This is a genomic window from Aeoliella fuhlenseeensis (assembly GCF_052161615.1).
Lineage (GTDB): Bacteria > Planctomycetota > Planctomycetia > Pirellulales > Lacipirellulaceae > Aeoliella.
The window spans coordinates 897,301-913,386 of the sequence record NZ_CP197417.1 but is presented as its reverse complement, the minus strand read 5'-3'; the positions used below and the strand labels follow the sequence as shown (position 1 = coordinate 913,386).

Below are 16,086 nucleotides of genomic sequence, written 5' to 3'. Positions count from 1 at the left end.
GCTCGCTTCCGATCTTGCGACTCGCGATTCCGCAAATTCGATGGCAATTCGCGCTCCTGGCGGGGGCTACCGTGACGGGGGGTAACGACTAGAATGCCATATTGCCCGCCGGGCCCAATTTCTCTGGGCAAACCGCCCCGTTCGCGTGAGAGCTATCGCATGGCGACTACCGCTACTTTGGCCAAGACCCCGCTTCATGACTGGCACGCGTCGCACGGCGGGCGGATGGTCGACTTCGCCGGCTGGAGCATGCCGGTGCAGTACGCGTCGATCGTCGACGAGCACAACGCCACCCGAAACGCCGCCGGGCTGTTCGACATCTCGCACATGGGTCGCCTCGCGATCCGCGGCCCCGACTCGGCCAAGTTCCTCGACGCCATGGTCACCCGCCGCATCACCGACATGAAGCCGGGGCAGATTCGCTACGGCCTGGTGTGCAACGCCGAGGGTGGCATTCTCGACGACGTGCTGGTTTACCGCTGGGACGGGCATCTCAACAGCATGCCGACGCCCCCCGAATTCCACATGGTCGTCAACGCTAGCAATCGGCAGAAGATCGTCGAGTGGCTGGCCGATCGCCAAAACGAGTTCGCCGTACGCGTCGAGGACCTCACCCCCTCAACCGCGATGATCGCCCTGCAAGGTCCGATGGCGATTCAGATCGCCGACCCGCTGTGCGCCGAGGAACTCACCTCGCTGCGTTACTATCGCGGCATTGCGTCCCCCGTGCTGAACTACGACTGCTACGTGAGCCGCACCGGTTATACGGGCGAGGATGGCTGCGAGATCATTTGCGGCGCGGAGCACGCGCTAGAGATCTGGGAGACGCTGTACGACGCCATCCAAGAGTGCGGCGGCTCGGCCGTCGGACTGGGGGCGCGCGACACCCTTCGGCTCGAAGCGGGCATGCCGCTGTACGGGCACGAGCTTTCGGAGAACATCACGCCGCTACAAGCGGGGCTCGACTTCGCCGTGAACCTGGCCGACCGCGACTTCATCGGCCGCGACGCATTGGCGAACTCCATCGACGGAGCCCGCCCCGTGCGAGTCGGTTTGCAAATGGATGGCCGCCGCGCGGCTCGCGAAGGCTGCCCCGTGCTCGAAGGCGATAACCCCGTCGGCACGGTGACCAGCGGCACTTACTCCCCCACGTTCGAGCGCCCGCTCGCGATGGCGTTTGTGAAACCAGCCGTCGCCGCGATTGGAACGCCCCTGACCGTCGACATCCGCGGCACCCACCTCCCCGCGACCGTGGTCCCGCTGCCGTTTTACGAACGCGGTAAGTAATACAAACTCAACCTCCTCCGTAGCCGGACTCGCCAGAGTTCGGGCCTCGCCGAGGTCCACCCGAAGTCTTGCGACTCCGGCTACCAAGTTAAGCCTGCCCCATTTGGAGACACCAAGATGAATCCCGAAACATTGCTGTACGCGAAGACGCACGAGTGGGTATCGCTGGCCGACGAGGGTGGCTCGAAGGTCGCCACGGTTGGCATTTCGGCGTTTGCCGTCGAAGCGCTCACCGACTTGGTGTTCATGGAACTCCCCAAAATGGGCCAGCAGGTGAAGCCCGGCGACTCGATTTGCGAAATCGAGTCGGTCAAAGCGGTGAGTGATCTCTATAGTCCGGTCGAAGGCGAAGTCGTCGCGGTGAACGATCCCCTGCCCGACAACCTCGAAACCCTCAGCACCGACCCCTTCGGCGCGGGCTGGGTCTGCAAGATCAAGCTCACCGGCGAAACTGGCCTCGATAAACTGATGGACCACGCCGCCTACCAAGCCGTCTGCGCGGAAGAAGCACACTAGGGGAAATGTCCAATGACCAAATACCCAATGACCAATTAAAACTCATTGGTCATTGGTCATTCGAAATTGGTCATTGTCTCTAGTTAACATTTGAACCTCCAACGACCCACACGCCTGTGCCTTACATCTACAACACTCCCGACGATCAGGCCGAGATGCTTTCGGCGATCGGGGCTTCCAGTATCGAAGAGCTGTTTGCGCCGATTCCTTCGGACCTGCGCCTCAAGCGCCCGCTGGACATTCCGCCGGCCTTGGGCGAGCTCGCTCTTGAGCAGCACGTCCGCGAGCTGGGTGGCCGCAACATGCACGCCAGCAACTCGGTTTGCTTTCTGGGTGGCGGTAGCTACGACCACTTCGTCCCCGCGGCGGTGGACACCATCGCGGGCCGCAGCGAGTTCTACACCAGCTACACGCCCTACCAGGCCGAAGTGTCGCAAGGCAACTTGCAGGCGATGTTCGAGTACCAGTCGATGATCACCCGCCTGACGGGCCTCGCGGTCTCGAACAGCAGCTTGTACGACGGTGGCAGCAGCGTGGCCGAGGCGGTGCTGATGGCCGTCGACGTCACCAAGCGAATGGGCCGCGTCGTGGTGCCGGCGAGCGTTCATCCTGAGTATCGCCAAGTGATCGCGACGTACCTCGCCAACTTGGGCGTGGAGGTGGTGACCGTGGGCACGCCCGATGGCGTGGTGGACGTGGCGGAACTCGCCGCCGAGGTGAACGACCAGACCTCGTGCGTGGTGGTGCAGACGCCGAACTTCTTCGGCTGCCTGGAAGACGCCGAGGCGATTGCCAAGGTGGCTCACGATGCCGGCGCGCTCTGCATCGGGGTGTTCGATCCGATCAGTCTGGGCCTACTCAAGCGCCCCGGCGACTGGGGAGCCGACATCGCCGTGGCCGAGGGTCAATCGCTGGGCACCGCCATGAGCTACGGCGGACCGGTGCTTGGCATCCTGGCGTGCAAGGAAGAACTGATCCGCCGCCTGCCGGGCCGCGTGGTGGGCCTGACGACCGATCGTCGTGGCAACCCCTGCTACACGCTCACCATGCAAACCCGCGAGCAGCACATCCGCCGCGAGAAATCGACGAGCAATGTCTGCACCAACCAGGCGCTGTTCGCGCTGCGGGCCACGGTCTACCTGACGCTCGTCGGCCCCGAAGGCCTGCGTGATGTGGCGAACCTCTGCCTGCAGAAGAGCCGGTACCTGGCCGAGAAGCTCGACGCCACGAGCCGGTTCGAGGTGGTGTTCTCCGCGCCGACGTTCAAAGAGTTCGTGGTGCGTGACAAAGAGAACGCGGTGGAAGCCCTGGTGGCCGACGCCGCGAAGGAAGGCTACCTCGCCGGCATCCCGCTGGGCCGTTGGTACCCGGACCTCGCCGACTGCATGCTCGTGTGCGTGACCGAAAAACGAACCAAAGCCCAAATGGACGCCCTGGTCGAAGTGCTCCAAACCGGCGCCGCGAAGGCGGCAGCGGATGAGTTGATTCAAGCCGGGATCTAAGGCGAGCGTAAACTAAGGCGAGCCGGGAGCGCCCCTTCCCAGAAAAGCAGCGACCGGAGTAAAGGAACCACAACGAAACGACGGACACGACGAGAACAGCCCCGAAGGGGCGAAATAGGATAGCCCAGGGTAAGCGAAGGCGAGGTACGAGCCGCCGCGCCACCCTGGGTTGGAAGCAAGCAAGAGATAGCGGTCGAGGAGAACACGTTCCACTAGCCGGAGCAACGCCGAGACCGCAACCAAGCCGCACTCAGCCACCTTTCTTCAACGGATTGAACCACAGAGAGCACAGAGAGACACGGAGGAGAAGCCTCGGTTTCAAAATCCCCCACTTTCATCGCGAGGACTCAGGCATGCTCGGTAAACAACGAATTTTTTTGGGCGGTTGCCCTCCTCGTCGGCCTCGGCATTGTGAGTTATCAAACGAGCCGCGCTGAGGAGCAACAAGCAGTCGCACCAGTGGTGACGCAGTGGGAGTATGAAGTAATTAGTCAAGCTGCCGGCACTCTTGATTACAGGGAAGCAAACAGGCTAGGGAAGAAGGGTTGGGAACTCACCGCCGTTGCTCCGACCCAAGATGGGTCCCACTTCTTGTACTTCACACGCCCCAAATCCTCTCCGTGACCTCCGTGCCCTCTGTGGTAAACAAAAACTAAAACACACTCCGGTCGCCGCTTTCCTGCGAAGGGGCGCTCCCGGCTCGCCTAAAACACTCAAACCCCCGCTGCAATGAGAAACACTCGCGATACCAAGTTGATTTTCGATCTCTCGCGTCCTGGTTGCCGGGGGGCGGTGCTGCCGGAGTGCGATGTGCCGGCGTCCGACGCTTCGGTGCTGCTGCCCGCGGGGATGCTCGCGACCGCGCCGCCGGCGCTGCCGGAAGTGACCGAGCCCCAGGTGGTGCGGCACTTTGTGAATCTGTCGCAGCTCAACATGAGCGTCGACACGCACTTCTACCCGCTCGGTAGTTGCACGATGAAGTACAACCCCAAGCGGAACGAGCGGGCGGCTGCTATGCCGGGCTTCGCCGAAGTGCATCCCTACCAGCCCGACGAAACCAAGCAGGGCATGCTCGAGATGCTGTTCGAGATGCAGGAGATCCTCAAGGAGATCTCGGGCCTCGAAGCGTGCAGCCTCCAACCCGCGGCCGGCGCGCATGGCGAGCTGGCGGCGCTCTTGGTGGCCGCGGCCTACTTCAAGGACATGGGCGAGGACCATCGCCGCAAGGTGCTGGTGCCCGACAACGCCCACGGCACCAACCCGGCGAGCGCGGCGATGGCCGGGTTTGACACGGTGACCGTGAAGACCAACCTCGACGGCGGCGTCGACATGGACGACTTCCACGCGAAGCTCGATGACGACATTGCCGTGTTCATGATCACCAACCCCAACACGGTCGGCATCTTCGAGTCGCACATGCGCAAGCTCGCCGACGAGGTGCACGCTCGCGGTGGCTTGATCTATCTCGACGGCGCGAACATGAACGCCATCCTCGGCATCACCCGCCCCGGCGACTTTGGCGCCGACATGCAGCACTACAACCCGCACAAGACCTTCAGCGGCCCCCACGGCGGTGGTGGCCCCGGCGCGGGTCCCATCTGCGTGGTGGAGAAGCTCGCCCCCTACCTGCCCGGCCCGGTGGTGGCGAAGTCGGAAACGACCCACGACGGCGAAACCGATGCCTATTACTCGCTGGTAACCCCCGAGAAGTCCATCGGCAAGATGCGGGCGTTCTTCGGCAACACGGGCGTGTTGCTGCGGGCGTACTGCTACATTCGCACCCATGGTCCGCAGGGCCTGCGCGAGGTGAGCGAGAACGCCGTATTGAACGCCAACTACCTGCTCGCCCGCGTGAAGCACTTCCTGCCGGTGCCGCAGGGGGACCGCTGCATGCACGAGTTCGTCGCCACGGCTTCGAAGCTCAAGAGCGAGCGGGGCATCTCCGCGATGGACATCGCCAAGCGGCTACTCGACTTTGGCTTCCACGCCCCGACGGTTTACTTCCCGCTGACGGTCAAGGAATCGATCATGATCGAGCCGACCGAAACCGAAAGCAAAGACACGCTCGACGCCTTCGCCGAAGTGCTGTTCCGCATCACGGAAGAAGACCCCGGCATCCTGCAAGACGCCCCCCACACGACCCGCGTCAGCCGGCCGAACGAAGTGGCGGCGGCGCGGAATCCTTGCTTGGCTTGTATGTAATCAAACAACTTGTTCCCACGCTCCGCGTGGGAACACAATGGATGACCGCTCCGCGGTCCCGAAGTTGTTGAAAGCTAGTGTTAGGTCATTGGCCGCAGAGCGGCCGGGCATGCATTCCCACGCGGAGCGTGGGAACGAGGAGGGAAGGACGACAACGCAGTTAAAAGCTGCGGACTAGCCCGACGGCTATTTTCGTCATAACTGCTGAGGTTGCGGATTTGGCTGAAATCTCAATTCCTGAGCAACGTGTTTGCGAAAGACTTGGGCCGCTTCTCCGAGAGCATTCCGTTGGCGAATCCCTCGGCGACCAGCTCACCGCCGGCGACTTGATGGTGTCTTTCGAGTGGTTTCTTCCAGAAGTGTTGCGCGAAGTTCACGCCGAATGGAGGGGTGAGGCCTTGGATGGCATCTATCCTCGATTCTTCCGCAAGATTGGAGACCGCGAAGCCGAACTGCTAGGGCTGGCGATTTTCATTTCCGACCAAACGCTAACGCCCATTCACTTCTGCATCCAGCTGTCTCCAAATTTTGACTTCGTTAGTTGGATTGAATTGCGACTCGGTGAGCACACGGGTACCGGATGCAGACGTGAACCTTACGGTAGCTCCAAAGCTCAGGGCACAATGCTGCACGTTGCCGAGCGATTCGACTCAATCGACTGGTTCTATCACGTCGGCTATGGTGAACGCGATGCATAACTCGGATGTGTTTCCACCTCATCCACGTACGTTCTGTCCAATCCACGTTCGCATTCCCGCCGCCGTCTCTGCGTCTCTGCGTGAGAAAACAGGCCCGCTGGAAGATATGGCCAAGTGCCGCGAAGACGCAACTGGATTCGCTACAATGCCCGTACGTTCAAATTAGTTGATGGGCACACAACGGATCTTTGTTTTCGGAGATGGCGATGTCTTGGAGAACGGGTAGCGCGCTCTTTCTAGAGATTTGGCCGCTGATTGTGAAGCACATCCCTGACTCCGAAGAGAGGATTGAATTCACTGCTCGCATTTTGGAGAGCTTTGCCGCCGAGGATATGGACACTTGGGATGTCGAAGACGTTCATCCAGACATCAGAGCTGCTCTGGAGTTGAGCGGACTGGGTGTTTCCGAACCCGAACGCTGGCCCGAGGAACATTCCCAGTGGCCTAAGCCAAGAGAGACACCATGCCCCAACTGCGGCAAAGCATTGCGTTCCGCCTTCGCCAAGCAGTGCCTCCATTGTGGTTCTGACTGGCATTAGGCATTCTACACTCTCTCGCCTGTAGCCAACCTCCATCCGCGTCCCCATTCCCTCCGCGTCTCTGCGTGACATCCCCATGACCGACTGCCAACTCATGATCGACCCGCCGCAGACGGGGTCCTGGAACATGGCGGTGGATGAGTGGCTGTTGGGGCGGGCGCTGAGGGATGGGGTGATGACGCTGCGGTTCTATCAGTGGGACACGCCGACGCTGTCGCTGGGGTACTTTCAGAAGCTGGGCGATCGTGGCTTGCACGCCGGTAGCAGCGACTGCCCCGTGGTCCGGCGGGCTTCGGGGGGTGGGGCTTTGGTGCACGATCGCGAGCTGACCTACACGCTCGCCGTCCCGGCCAGCCATCCGCTGGCCCGCGATACCCAGGCGCTCTACGACGCGGCGCATGAGACGCTGGTGGACCTGTTGGGCCAAATTGTCCCGCCCGGCGAGGGGCGATTCTCGCTCAATGCCGAGACCCAGGGGCGTGGCGTGGGGGAGCCGTTCCTTTGCTTTCTCCGCCGGGCTAAGGGGGATGTGATCTTCATCGATCCCGCGCAGCCACAGCCCCTCACCGGCGATGGCTCCCACAAGATTTGCGGGAGCGCTCAGCGGAAGCATCACGGAGCCGTCGTCCAGCATGGCGGTGTGCTCTTGGGCCAGTCATTACGGGCGCCCGAACTGCCGGGTCTGGCGGAGCTAACCGGTTTGGGAATAACCCCCGAAAAGCTCGGCGAATTATGGGTTAGCTCCCTCGGCGGCCGGTTGGCCCTGCGGTTAACCCCCGCCGAACCCTTATCCCCGAAGGCGTACCGGGCCGTCGCCGACATCGCGGCGGCCAAGTTCGCCTCGCCGGCTTGGACCGCCCGGCGCTAAGGCACACGGTTTGCCCGCTTGTGACCAACTGGGTCCGAGGCGGTACCAATAAGCGTGCTTTAGCGCAAAAGAGTTGTGTGTTGGCGCAAAGTGCCGGCTGCCGCAACCCATTGAGTTCGTACAGTCGTAGAAAAGTTGGAATTTTCCTCTCAACTCTCTTTACGAGTTCCAGTTAAGATTTACAGTATTGGCTAGCTCGGTGGTTCGTACTTATACCTCAATCATCATCAACCACCTGGCGAAGCTGTGCCGATGAAACTCCACAGGGACCCACCGTGGTCACCCTTATCCGTGTGGACATCCATGGGAATCGACTTTCTGTAAATCCGTACGTGCACCCCATTCGGACTATTTTGCTGTAGTCATTCATAACAGCAGGTGCGGAGGAGGCAGGAGAAGACGATGAAGTTAGTTGTCTTGGCAGGAGCCAAATCGGGGACGGAAATCCCGCTGAAAAAGGAAAAGTTCGTCATCGGTCGGGCGAGTGATTGCACACTACGCGCCGGCAGCGAGGCGATCAGCCGGCATCACTGCGCCATCGTGCGCGGCGAGGAGGGGCTCAAGGTTCGCGATCTCGGTAGCCGCAATGGCACCTGGGTGAACGACAATCGCATCGAAGCCGAAACGCTGCTCAAGAGTGGCGATAAACTGCGCGTGGGCTCGCTCGAGTTCCGTATCGACCTCGGGCAGGACATCAACCGCACGAAGAAGCCGAAGGTCGCCAGCATTGGCGAAGCGGTCTCTCGCACCGCGGCGGCGAACCCCGACGACTCGGCGGTGATGGAAGACGACATCAGCCGCTGGCTGATCGGACCCGACCCCGCCACCTCGGCGGCATCGCGCGACACGCAGTCGTTCCGCATGGACGAGACGCGTACCATCTCCGACATCCCTAAACTTCCCGTAGCCGCTACGACCGAATCCGACGAGACTGCCGAGACGACCGAAGAGGTGGCCGAGGAGTCGAAGGACAAGTCCAAGAAGTCCTACGGCAAGCTTCCTCCGGTGCCGAAGAAGACGACCAAGGACAGTCGCGAAGCGGCGGCCGATATTCTTCGCGAGATGACCCGCCGGCGTTAACAGTGCCAGGCGGAATCGATGCCAATCGGGGTGGTCTTTGCGCCACCGCTGCGTACGATATTGGTGCAGGTCGCCGCTGGTGCGCGGCGACCTATCGTACTGATTTCTTTCTGACCAGCGTCCCCACCATCATGTCCAAGAATCGCCTTCCCCAATCCCAGTCTCAACCTGGCCAGGGCCCCGCACTGTTGGGGCTAGCGCTCGATGGCAGCGATGGCCACACCCGGCTCACTCGGTCGAAGGACTTTGTGCTCGCTGGGGGCTCGGAGGAAACGCATAGTGTCATGCGTGAGACGGTAATTCGCGTGACCGAGAAGCTCGACAGACGAGGCAAGTCGCTCCGCGATGTCTCCTCGGAAGAGCTGCGCGATACGTTCAACGACGTGCTCTCTAAGTAGTTGTTCTGGCACCTCGCCCTGCTCGGGACCTCCCGAGTTTCTTCGTTCTGGCATAGCGTTTGCTTTTCTGGTTTCTCAGACAACTGAGTGTGACACGCACTCAGTCACTCGTCAACGAAACAAGGAACAACGTCATGCGTCGGGCAAAACTTATCTCTGGATTTGCAGCGACCAGCTTGCTGATCGCTCTGCCAACCACGTCCCTCGCACAAGGCTCGCCCGATCTCGATAAGGGGTCAGGTGTTGGCCACTCGGCATCCCCCACGGGCCGCGCGGAAGCACGCCAACAGGAGCGAATCACGCCGCGTTCGTGGAGCAACGAACCCCAAGAGAAGCCTTGGTTCCTCGAAGACTCGGTGCGCGCCGAGCTTGGCATTCAAGAGCGGGAAGTTGGTCCGCTTTACGACAACTATGCCCTTGTGTGGCAACGCTACAAAGAGAACCAGGCGAAGCTCGAAGCGGGTCGCACCGCGGAGGAGCAAGCCGCCGAAGAGCAGGCCGAACTCGCAAAGGATCTTCGCGCCAACTACAACCGCGACATGGAAGAGTACGCGTCGCGTTATATGAACGACACGCAGCGGCAGCGTTATCAGCAACTCAATACGCAGTACCAAGGGATCAACGCATTCAGCGATCCGGGTTACGTCGAGTACTTCGGGTTTGACGATCGTCAGCTTGGATACATCGACCGCTTGCAAGGCAACTACAACGCACGGATGGACGAGCTCAGTCGCTTTACGGGCGATCCCGAGGAGCGACGCCGAGCGTTCAACGACCTGCGTCAACAAACGCAAGCCGACCTCGATCGCATCCTGACCGATCGCCAGCGGCAGCAGTTGCAAGAGATGCAGGGCAACCCATTTGAGTTCAACGACAACGACTTCCTTCGCTCGGCGGAAGATATCGATACGGGTGCACAACAAGCCGCGAACCCGACGGGCCCCAATACCGGTACTCCCGGAAGCCCCAATCCTGGTTCGGGTGTGGGACTGCCACAGGGTGCGGGACAAGGTAGTGGAGTTGGTCTACCCCAACCCACTGCTCCCGGGTCGGGGACCAGTGGCCCGCCCAACAACGGCCCGGGTGGCACCTCGGGTGACCTCGACGACAACACCAACCCCAATATGAACAACAACAATAACAACGGCAGTGCCGCGCCCGGGAACAACAATACTGGCAACCGCCGTGGCAATAGCAACACAGGCACCCAGCCCCGCAATCCAAATCCAAGAGCGGGGGCGCCGAGAGATCCGAGTACGGTACCCGTGCCGTTCCCGGGTAATTCACCCGGGAACGGCGGTGGAGTTGCCCCCGCGGGTGGCGGAACCGGAGGAGCGGGCACGGGTGGTGCCGGAGGTGGTGCTGGTGGAAGTGGCGGGGCTGGTGGCGCGGGTGGCGGTGGTGGCTCGGGCAGCTAAGAACGCACATCGATAAATACCGCGAAAGCGGTATCAGGCAGCCTGGACAGGTGGATTCCGCACCAAGCCCCTGTTCCAGGCTGCCGTTTTTATTCACGGAGTTCGAGGCATTGAGTCCCCTCTCCCCGTCCCTCACCCGGGACGGGGAGAGGGGACTCTTCTTTTGCTATACTCATTTGCTTTCCACTCCCCCTGCCCTCTCCTGCATCATGTGCGGACGCTACGTCTTCGGTCCCGCTACGCGCGACTATTGGGTCGAGCTGCAAGGCTTTCTCGACACGCTTGGTCCGCGCTACAACGTCGCAGTCACCAGCACGGTACCGATTCTCAAAGCGGGTCGCGAACCGGCCGCGGTGCGCTGGGGACTGATCCCTTCGTGGTCGAAAGACAATTCAAGTGCCGTGCGGTGCTTCAACGCTCGCGCCGATTCGGTAGCGGACAAGCCTTCGTTCCGCGCCGCGTTTAAGAAGCGGCGGTGCATCGTCCTCGCCGATGGCTACTACGAATGGACGGGGCCGAAGAACGACAAGCGGGCGCACTACATCCATATGCCCGATGGTCGCCCCATGGTGTTCTACGGCTTGTGGGAATCGTGGTCGGGGCCGAAGGACGCCCCGCTCGCCGAGCCGCTCGAAACCTGCGCCATCATCACGACCGACGCCGCCCCCAGCATCGAGCACATTCACAACCGCATGCCGGCGCTCACCGATCCCGACGACGAAGCGATTGACCTATGGCTCGATCCCGCGTTCGAGGATTACAAGCATCTCGAATCGCTGCTGGTTCCCTACGAGGGGGAGCTGCTGGAAGAACCGAAGAGCAAGTATGTCAATAACGTAAGGAATCAAGGCCCCGAGTGCCTGGAGAACGCCGAAGAGTAGTAACCCGGCTCCCAACTTCCAACTTTCTCGCGCATCTTCCGCATGTGCCCTTTTCATGCCGCCCGCCAGTGGTCAGACTGGGCAGTCCCAAACCGTTCACGGAACTTGCAGGCGAGATCGAGGGACGTCTATGTGGCGACGCCAAGCGTTTACGAGTAAGCCTCTACAGGTTCTGCTGGATGAGGCCTCGGGCGAGCACCGACTTCACCGCGTCCTCGGTCCTTGGGCCCTCTCGGCGCTCGGCATTGGTGCCATCATCGGTACCGGCATCTTTGTGCTGGTGGGCGAAGCGGCGCACGACTACACCGGGCCCTCGTTGATGCTCTCGTTCGTCGTTGCGGGCACGGCGTGTATCTTCGCCGCGCTCTGCTACGCCGAGTTCGCCTCAATGGCCCCCGTGGCCGGCTCTGCCTACACCTACGGCTACGCCACGATGGGCGAGCTCTTCGCCTGGATCATCGGCTGGGACCTCGTGCTCGAGTACGCGGTCTCGTCAGCCGCCGTCGCGCACGGGTGGTCCAAGTACTTTCAGAACTTACTAGGCATGGTGGACCTGCAAGTTCCACTCGCATGGCGCGACGCGCCGTTTGACTACAACCTGCACACCGGCGAGTTCCACAGCACCGGCAGTTACTTCGACCTCCCCGCGTTTCTCATCTCGCTGGCGGTGACGGTCATTCTGGTGATTGGCATTCGCCAAAGCACCTGGGCCAATGGCATCATGGTGATCATCAAGGTCGCTGTCGTGCTGTTCGCGATCCTGGTTGGGGCGTTCTACATCAACCCCGATAATTGGACCCCGTTCGCCCCCTACGGGTACACCGGCGTTAGCTTCTTCGGCCACACCGTGCTCGGTCAGGAGAGTGCCGGCGGAAAGCCGGTCGGCATGCTCGCCGGTGCCGCAATTATCTTCTTCGCCTACATCGGTTTCGATGCGGTCTCGACGCACGCTGAAGAAGCCAAGAAGCCCGAACGCGATGTCCCCATCGGCATCATCGTCAGCTTGGTGGTTTGCACGCTGCTCTACATCGCCATGGCCGCCGTGATCACCGGCATGGTTCCTTACAACCAGCTCGACAAAGGTGCCCCCGTCGCCGACGCGTTCGAACAGATCGGCATGCCCGGCGCGCAGCTGCTAATCAACATCGGCGCGATCGCGGGCATGACCTCGGTGATGCTGGTGACCATGCTCAGCCAGCCCCGCGTGCTGCTCGCAATGGCGCGAGATGGACTGCTCCCCGAAAAGTTCTTCGGCGCGGTGCACGAGACATTCAAGACTCCGTGGAAGTCGACTATCGTCACTGGCTTCGCGGTGGCGGGCCTTAGTTCGCTGCTACCCCTCTCGGTGCTCGCCGACCTGGTGAACATTGGCACGCTCTTGGCCTTTGCCATGGTCTGCCTGGCGGTGCTCATCATGCGCCGCACCCACCCCGACGCTCATCGACCATTCCGAGTGCCGTTTTCTCCCTTGCTGCCGATGCTGGGTATCGGGTTCTGCTTGCTGCTGATGTTCAGCCTGCCGATCGAAAACTGGTTGCGACTCGCCGGCTGGTTGCTCGTTGGCTTCGCGATTTACTTTTTCTACGGTCGCCGCCACAGCAAGATGGGCATCGCCCTGCTGCGTGAAGAAGCCGAGCATGGCCTCTCCCCCGCGGGCGCGAACATCGATCCAGTACAAGATGACAAGTAGCGTCACAATTCGCAAGCCGCATCCGACGCCCGCGATGCAACAGCACCAGCGTCCTGCGATTGTGAGTAGGTTCGGTTGGGCCGCAGGTGTCTCGGTACCAGCTTCGTGGGCGCGGTATACTTCAAGAGGAGTTCGGATGTGGGCTGACGGCGGCAAGCTCGCCTGAGTGCTGCCTGCGAACGATTGCCTGCAAGAGCACTGCCGGCAAAGCGGGAGTCGCGCCCGTGCTCGAAGAAAGGGTAGTTGCCCGATGTCCTCGCTCGTAGGCTTTGCTGGTAGAGTTTGGAATCGCAAGTCGATTCTCATCGCGGGCGTGGCGATCGCCGCCATCGTGCTGCACTTGTTGCTTCGGTTCGTTTTTCATGCGAGCCCCGAGGCGTACCAACTGCCGCTCCTCGTCTCGCTGGTGATCGGTGGTGTGCCACTCGTTTTCGAGCTACTTCAGAAGCTCTTCCGCCGCGAGTTCGGTTCCGACCTGCTCGGCGGTATCTCGATCGTCACTTCGGTGCTGCTGGGCGAGTTCCTGGCCGGCACCATCATCGTGCTGATGCTCTCGGGGGGCGAAGCCCTCGAAAGTTACGCGTTGCGACGCGCCTCGTCGGTGCTCGCCGCCCTGGCGAAACGCATGCCCTCGGTTGCCCACCGCAAACAGGGTAGCGCCATCGTCGACGTGGCCCTCGACCAAGTTGCGATCGGCGATTCGCTGGTAATCTACCCCCACGACATTTGCCCCGTCGATGGAGAGGTGCTAGAAGGCCACGGCTCGATGGACGAGTCGTACCTGACCGGCGAGCCCTTTCAAATCACCAAGACTTCGGGCTCGATGGTCATCTCCGGGGCGATCAACGGCGAAGCCGCGCTCACGATCCGCGCGACCAAACTCGCCAGCGATTCGCGCTACGCCAAGATCATGGAAGTGATGCGCGAGTCCGAGAGCAAGCGCCCGCAACTCAGGCGACTGGGCGATCAACTCGGAGCCATCTACACCCCCATCGCGCTTGCCGTCGCCTTCGCCGCATGGTGGATGAGCGGCGAAGCCATTCGCTTTCTGGCCGTCCTCGTCATTGCGACCCCCTGCCCGCTGCTTCTCGCGATCCCCATCGCGATTATCGGCTCGGTCTCGCTTTCGGCCAGCCGCGCGATCATCGTCAAAAGCCCTGTCGTGCTCGAACAGATCACCGGGTGCCGCACCGCCATCTTCGACAAGACCGGCACGCTAACCTATGGCGAACCCAAACTCACGCAGCAATTGGTTGCCCCCAGCCTGGATCCACGCGAAGTCCTCACCCTGGTGGCGAGCCTCGAACGCTATTCCAAGCATCCTCTCGCGCGGGCCATCCTCGCTGCTGCCCGCGATGCACGCCTCTCGCTCCCCGAAGCCACCAACGTCGGCGAAGCCCCCGGCCAAGGCCTGCGGGGCACCATCGCCGGGCGTCAACTGCTCATCACCAGTCGCAAGAAGGTGGTGGACCTCGGCATGGCGACAGCGGAGCAGCTCCCGCCGACAGCCGGCGGACTGGAGTGCGTCGTCGCGATCGACGACCGCTACGCCGCGACCTACCAGTTTCGCGATGCGCCGCGTGCCGAGAGCCGGTCGTTCATTGGCCACCTCGGCCCCAAGCATCAGTTCACGCGCCTGATGCTGCTCTCCGGCGATCGCGAGTCGGAAGTGCGCTATCTGGCCGAGCAAGTGGGCATCACCGAGATCTTCGCGCAGAAAACGCCCGAGGAAAAACTCGCCATCGTGCGTCAAGAAACGGCGAAAGCCAAAACGCTGTACCTGGGCGACGGCATCAACGACGCCCCCGCCATGATGGCCGCGACCGTCGGCATGGCCATCGGCCAGAACAGTGACGTCACCGCCGAAGCCGCGGGCGTCGTGATCATGGACAACTCGCTCACCAAGGTCGACGAGTTCCTGCACATCAGTCGGCGGATGCGAACCATAGCGCTCGAAAGCGCGGTCGGCGGCATGCTGCTGAGCATCATCGGCATGGCCTTCGCCGCCACTGGATACTTAAGCCCCGTCACCGGCGCAATCATCCAAGAAGTGATCGACGTGCTAGCCGTGCTCAACGCCTTACGAGCAGCGTTCCCGCCAAGAGTTCTTCACGACATCGCGCCCGCGGATTCCGAAACCCAGGATCCCATTTGACGGACATGAAATTCAAAGAGTCGTGAACTCTGCGTCAGTCCATTCAAGACACACGCTCCACTCCCATTGGATTGCCAGCGGCGCGAACCAGTGTTAGCATGACGACAAGTTGGCCCCACTTCCGAGGGCCCTTTTGCAAATAAGGGAGAGCAACATGGCAACATTGGTCATCATCGGCTACGAGAGCGAAGTCAAAGCCGAGGAAGTTCGCCTCGCACTCATCAAGCTGCAAAAGGATTACCTCATCGACCTCGCCGATGCCGTGGTGGTCGTTCGCGACGCCGATGGCAAGGTAAAGCTCCGCCAAATGTACAACCTCACGGCAGCCGGTGCCGTGGGAGGTGGCTTCTGGGGAACGCTGGTTGGCATCTTGTTCCTCAACCCGCTGTTCGGACTCGCTGTGGGTGCGGGTGCTGGCGCCATTTCCGGGGCGCTGCAAGACATTGGCATCAACGACGACATGATGCGCAAGATGGCCGAAACGCTAAAGCCAGGCACCGCCGCCCTGTGCGTGCTCGTCCGCCAGATGACCGAAGACAAGGTGCTGGACGAGATCAAACCGTTCGGCGGCACCGTCATCCGAACCAGCCTGTCGCACGAAGACGAAGACAAACTTCGCGCCGCGCTCGCTGCTACTCAAACGCCGACCGCCTAAGCAATAGAGCCGATACCCCGGCTTCGTAGGGTGGGTGGTTCTGCCGCCAGTCAACTTCAATCCACTAGCACGCTGACCGGCAGGTTCACCCACCTTTTCCGCAGACTGCTTCATGGTGGGTAAACCTGTCGGCCTTCACTCGTGTACGACGCGCGAATCGTGTCGCGCCGACGGAACCACTCACCCTACGTTACTTG

13 protein-coding genes are annotated in these 16,086 nt (G+C 61.5%); all 13 read left to right on the top strand.

The annotated features are described in order from the left end of the window. Positions 1–159: 159 nt before the first annotated feature. Positions 160–1,287 carry a glycine cleavage system aminomethyltransferase GcvT gene (gene gcvT / locus SH292x_RS03615; protein WP_442484222.1) on the top strand — a complete coding sequence of 376 codons (1,128 nt, stop codon included), beginning with the start codon at positions 160–162 and terminating at the stop codon, positions 1,285–1,287. Positions 1,288–1,404: 117 nt separating this feature from the next. After that, positions 1,405–1,803 (top strand): glycine cleavage system protein GcvH, encoded by a 399-nt coding sequence (gcvH, locus tag SH292x_RS03610; RefSeq protein ID WP_442484221.1) that lies wholly within the window; start codon positions 1,405–1,407, stop codon positions 1,801–1,803. 116 nt (positions 1,804–1,919) lie between these two features. Continuing rightward, entirely contained in the window at positions 1,920–3,305 is a 1,386-nt protein-coding gene (gcvPA, locus tag SH292x_RS03605) for an aminomethyl-transferring glycine dehydrogenase subunit GcvPA (protein WP_442484220.1), read from the top strand. A 729-nt stretch (positions 3,306–4,034) separates the two neighbouring features. Then, on the top strand, positions 4,035–5,507 hold the full coding sequence (gcvPB, locus tag SH292x_RS03600) for an aminomethyl-transferring glycine dehydrogenase subunit GcvPB (RefSeq protein WP_442484219.1): 1,473 nt from the start codon (positions 4,035–4,037) through the stop codon (positions 5,505–5,507). Between the two features lie 218 nt (positions 5,508–5,725). Then, positions 5,726–6,205, top strand: a complete 480-nt coding sequence (locus tag SH292x_RS03595; RefSeq protein WP_442484218.1) for a hypothetical protein — start codon at positions 5,726–5,728, stop codon at positions 6,203–6,205. A gap of 615 nt (positions 6,206–6,820) precedes the next feature. Next, positions 6,821–7,612, top strand: a complete 792-nt coding sequence (locus tag SH292x_RS03590; RefSeq protein ID WP_442484217.1) for a lipoate--protein ligase family protein — start codon at positions 6,821–6,823, stop codon at positions 7,610–7,612. 402 nt (positions 7,613–8,014) lie between these two features. Next, on the top strand, positions 8,015–8,692 hold the full coding sequence (locus SH292x_RS03585; protein WP_442484216.1) for an FHA domain-containing protein: 678 nt from the start codon (positions 8,015–8,017) through the stop codon (positions 8,690–8,692). Between the two features lie 131 nt (positions 8,693–8,823). After that, a complete protein-coding gene (locus SH292x_RS03580; protein WP_442484215.1) occupies positions 8,824–9,090 on the top strand; it encodes a hypothetical protein in 267 nt (88 codons plus the stop codon). Between the two features lie 134 nt (positions 9,091–9,224). After that, positions 9,225–10,508, top strand: coding sequence for a hypothetical protein (locus tag SH292x_RS03575; RefSeq protein ID WP_442484214.1), 1,284 nt, complete (start codon positions 9,225–9,227; stop codon positions 10,506–10,508). 209 nt (positions 10,509–10,717) lie between these two features. Beyond that, the gene (locus SH292x_RS03570) at positions 10,718–11,389 is read left to right on the top strand and encodes an SOS response-associated peptidase (RefSeq protein ID WP_442484213.1); all 672 of its coding nucleotides are present in this window, start codon (positions 10,718–10,720) and stop codon (positions 11,387–11,389) included. Between the two features lie 130 nt (positions 11,390–11,519). Further along, positions 11,520–13,079 carry an amino acid permease gene (locus SH292x_RS03565; protein WP_442484212.1) on the top strand — a complete coding sequence of 520 codons (1,560 nt, stop codon included), beginning with the start codon at positions 11,520–11,522 and terminating at the stop codon, positions 13,077–13,079. Between the two features lie 250 nt (positions 13,080–13,329). Next, a complete protein-coding gene (locus tag SH292x_RS03560; RefSeq protein WP_442484211.1) occupies positions 13,330–15,234 on the top strand; it encodes a heavy metal translocating P-type ATPase in 1,905 nt (634 codons plus the stop codon). Between the two features lie 154 nt (positions 15,235–15,388). Further along, complete coding sequence (locus tag SH292x_RS03555; RefSeq protein WP_442484210.1) at positions 15,389–15,889, top strand: DUF1269 domain-containing protein; 501 nt, start codon at positions 15,389–15,391, stop codon at positions 15,887–15,889. Positions 15,890–16,086 lie beyond the last annotated feature (197 nt).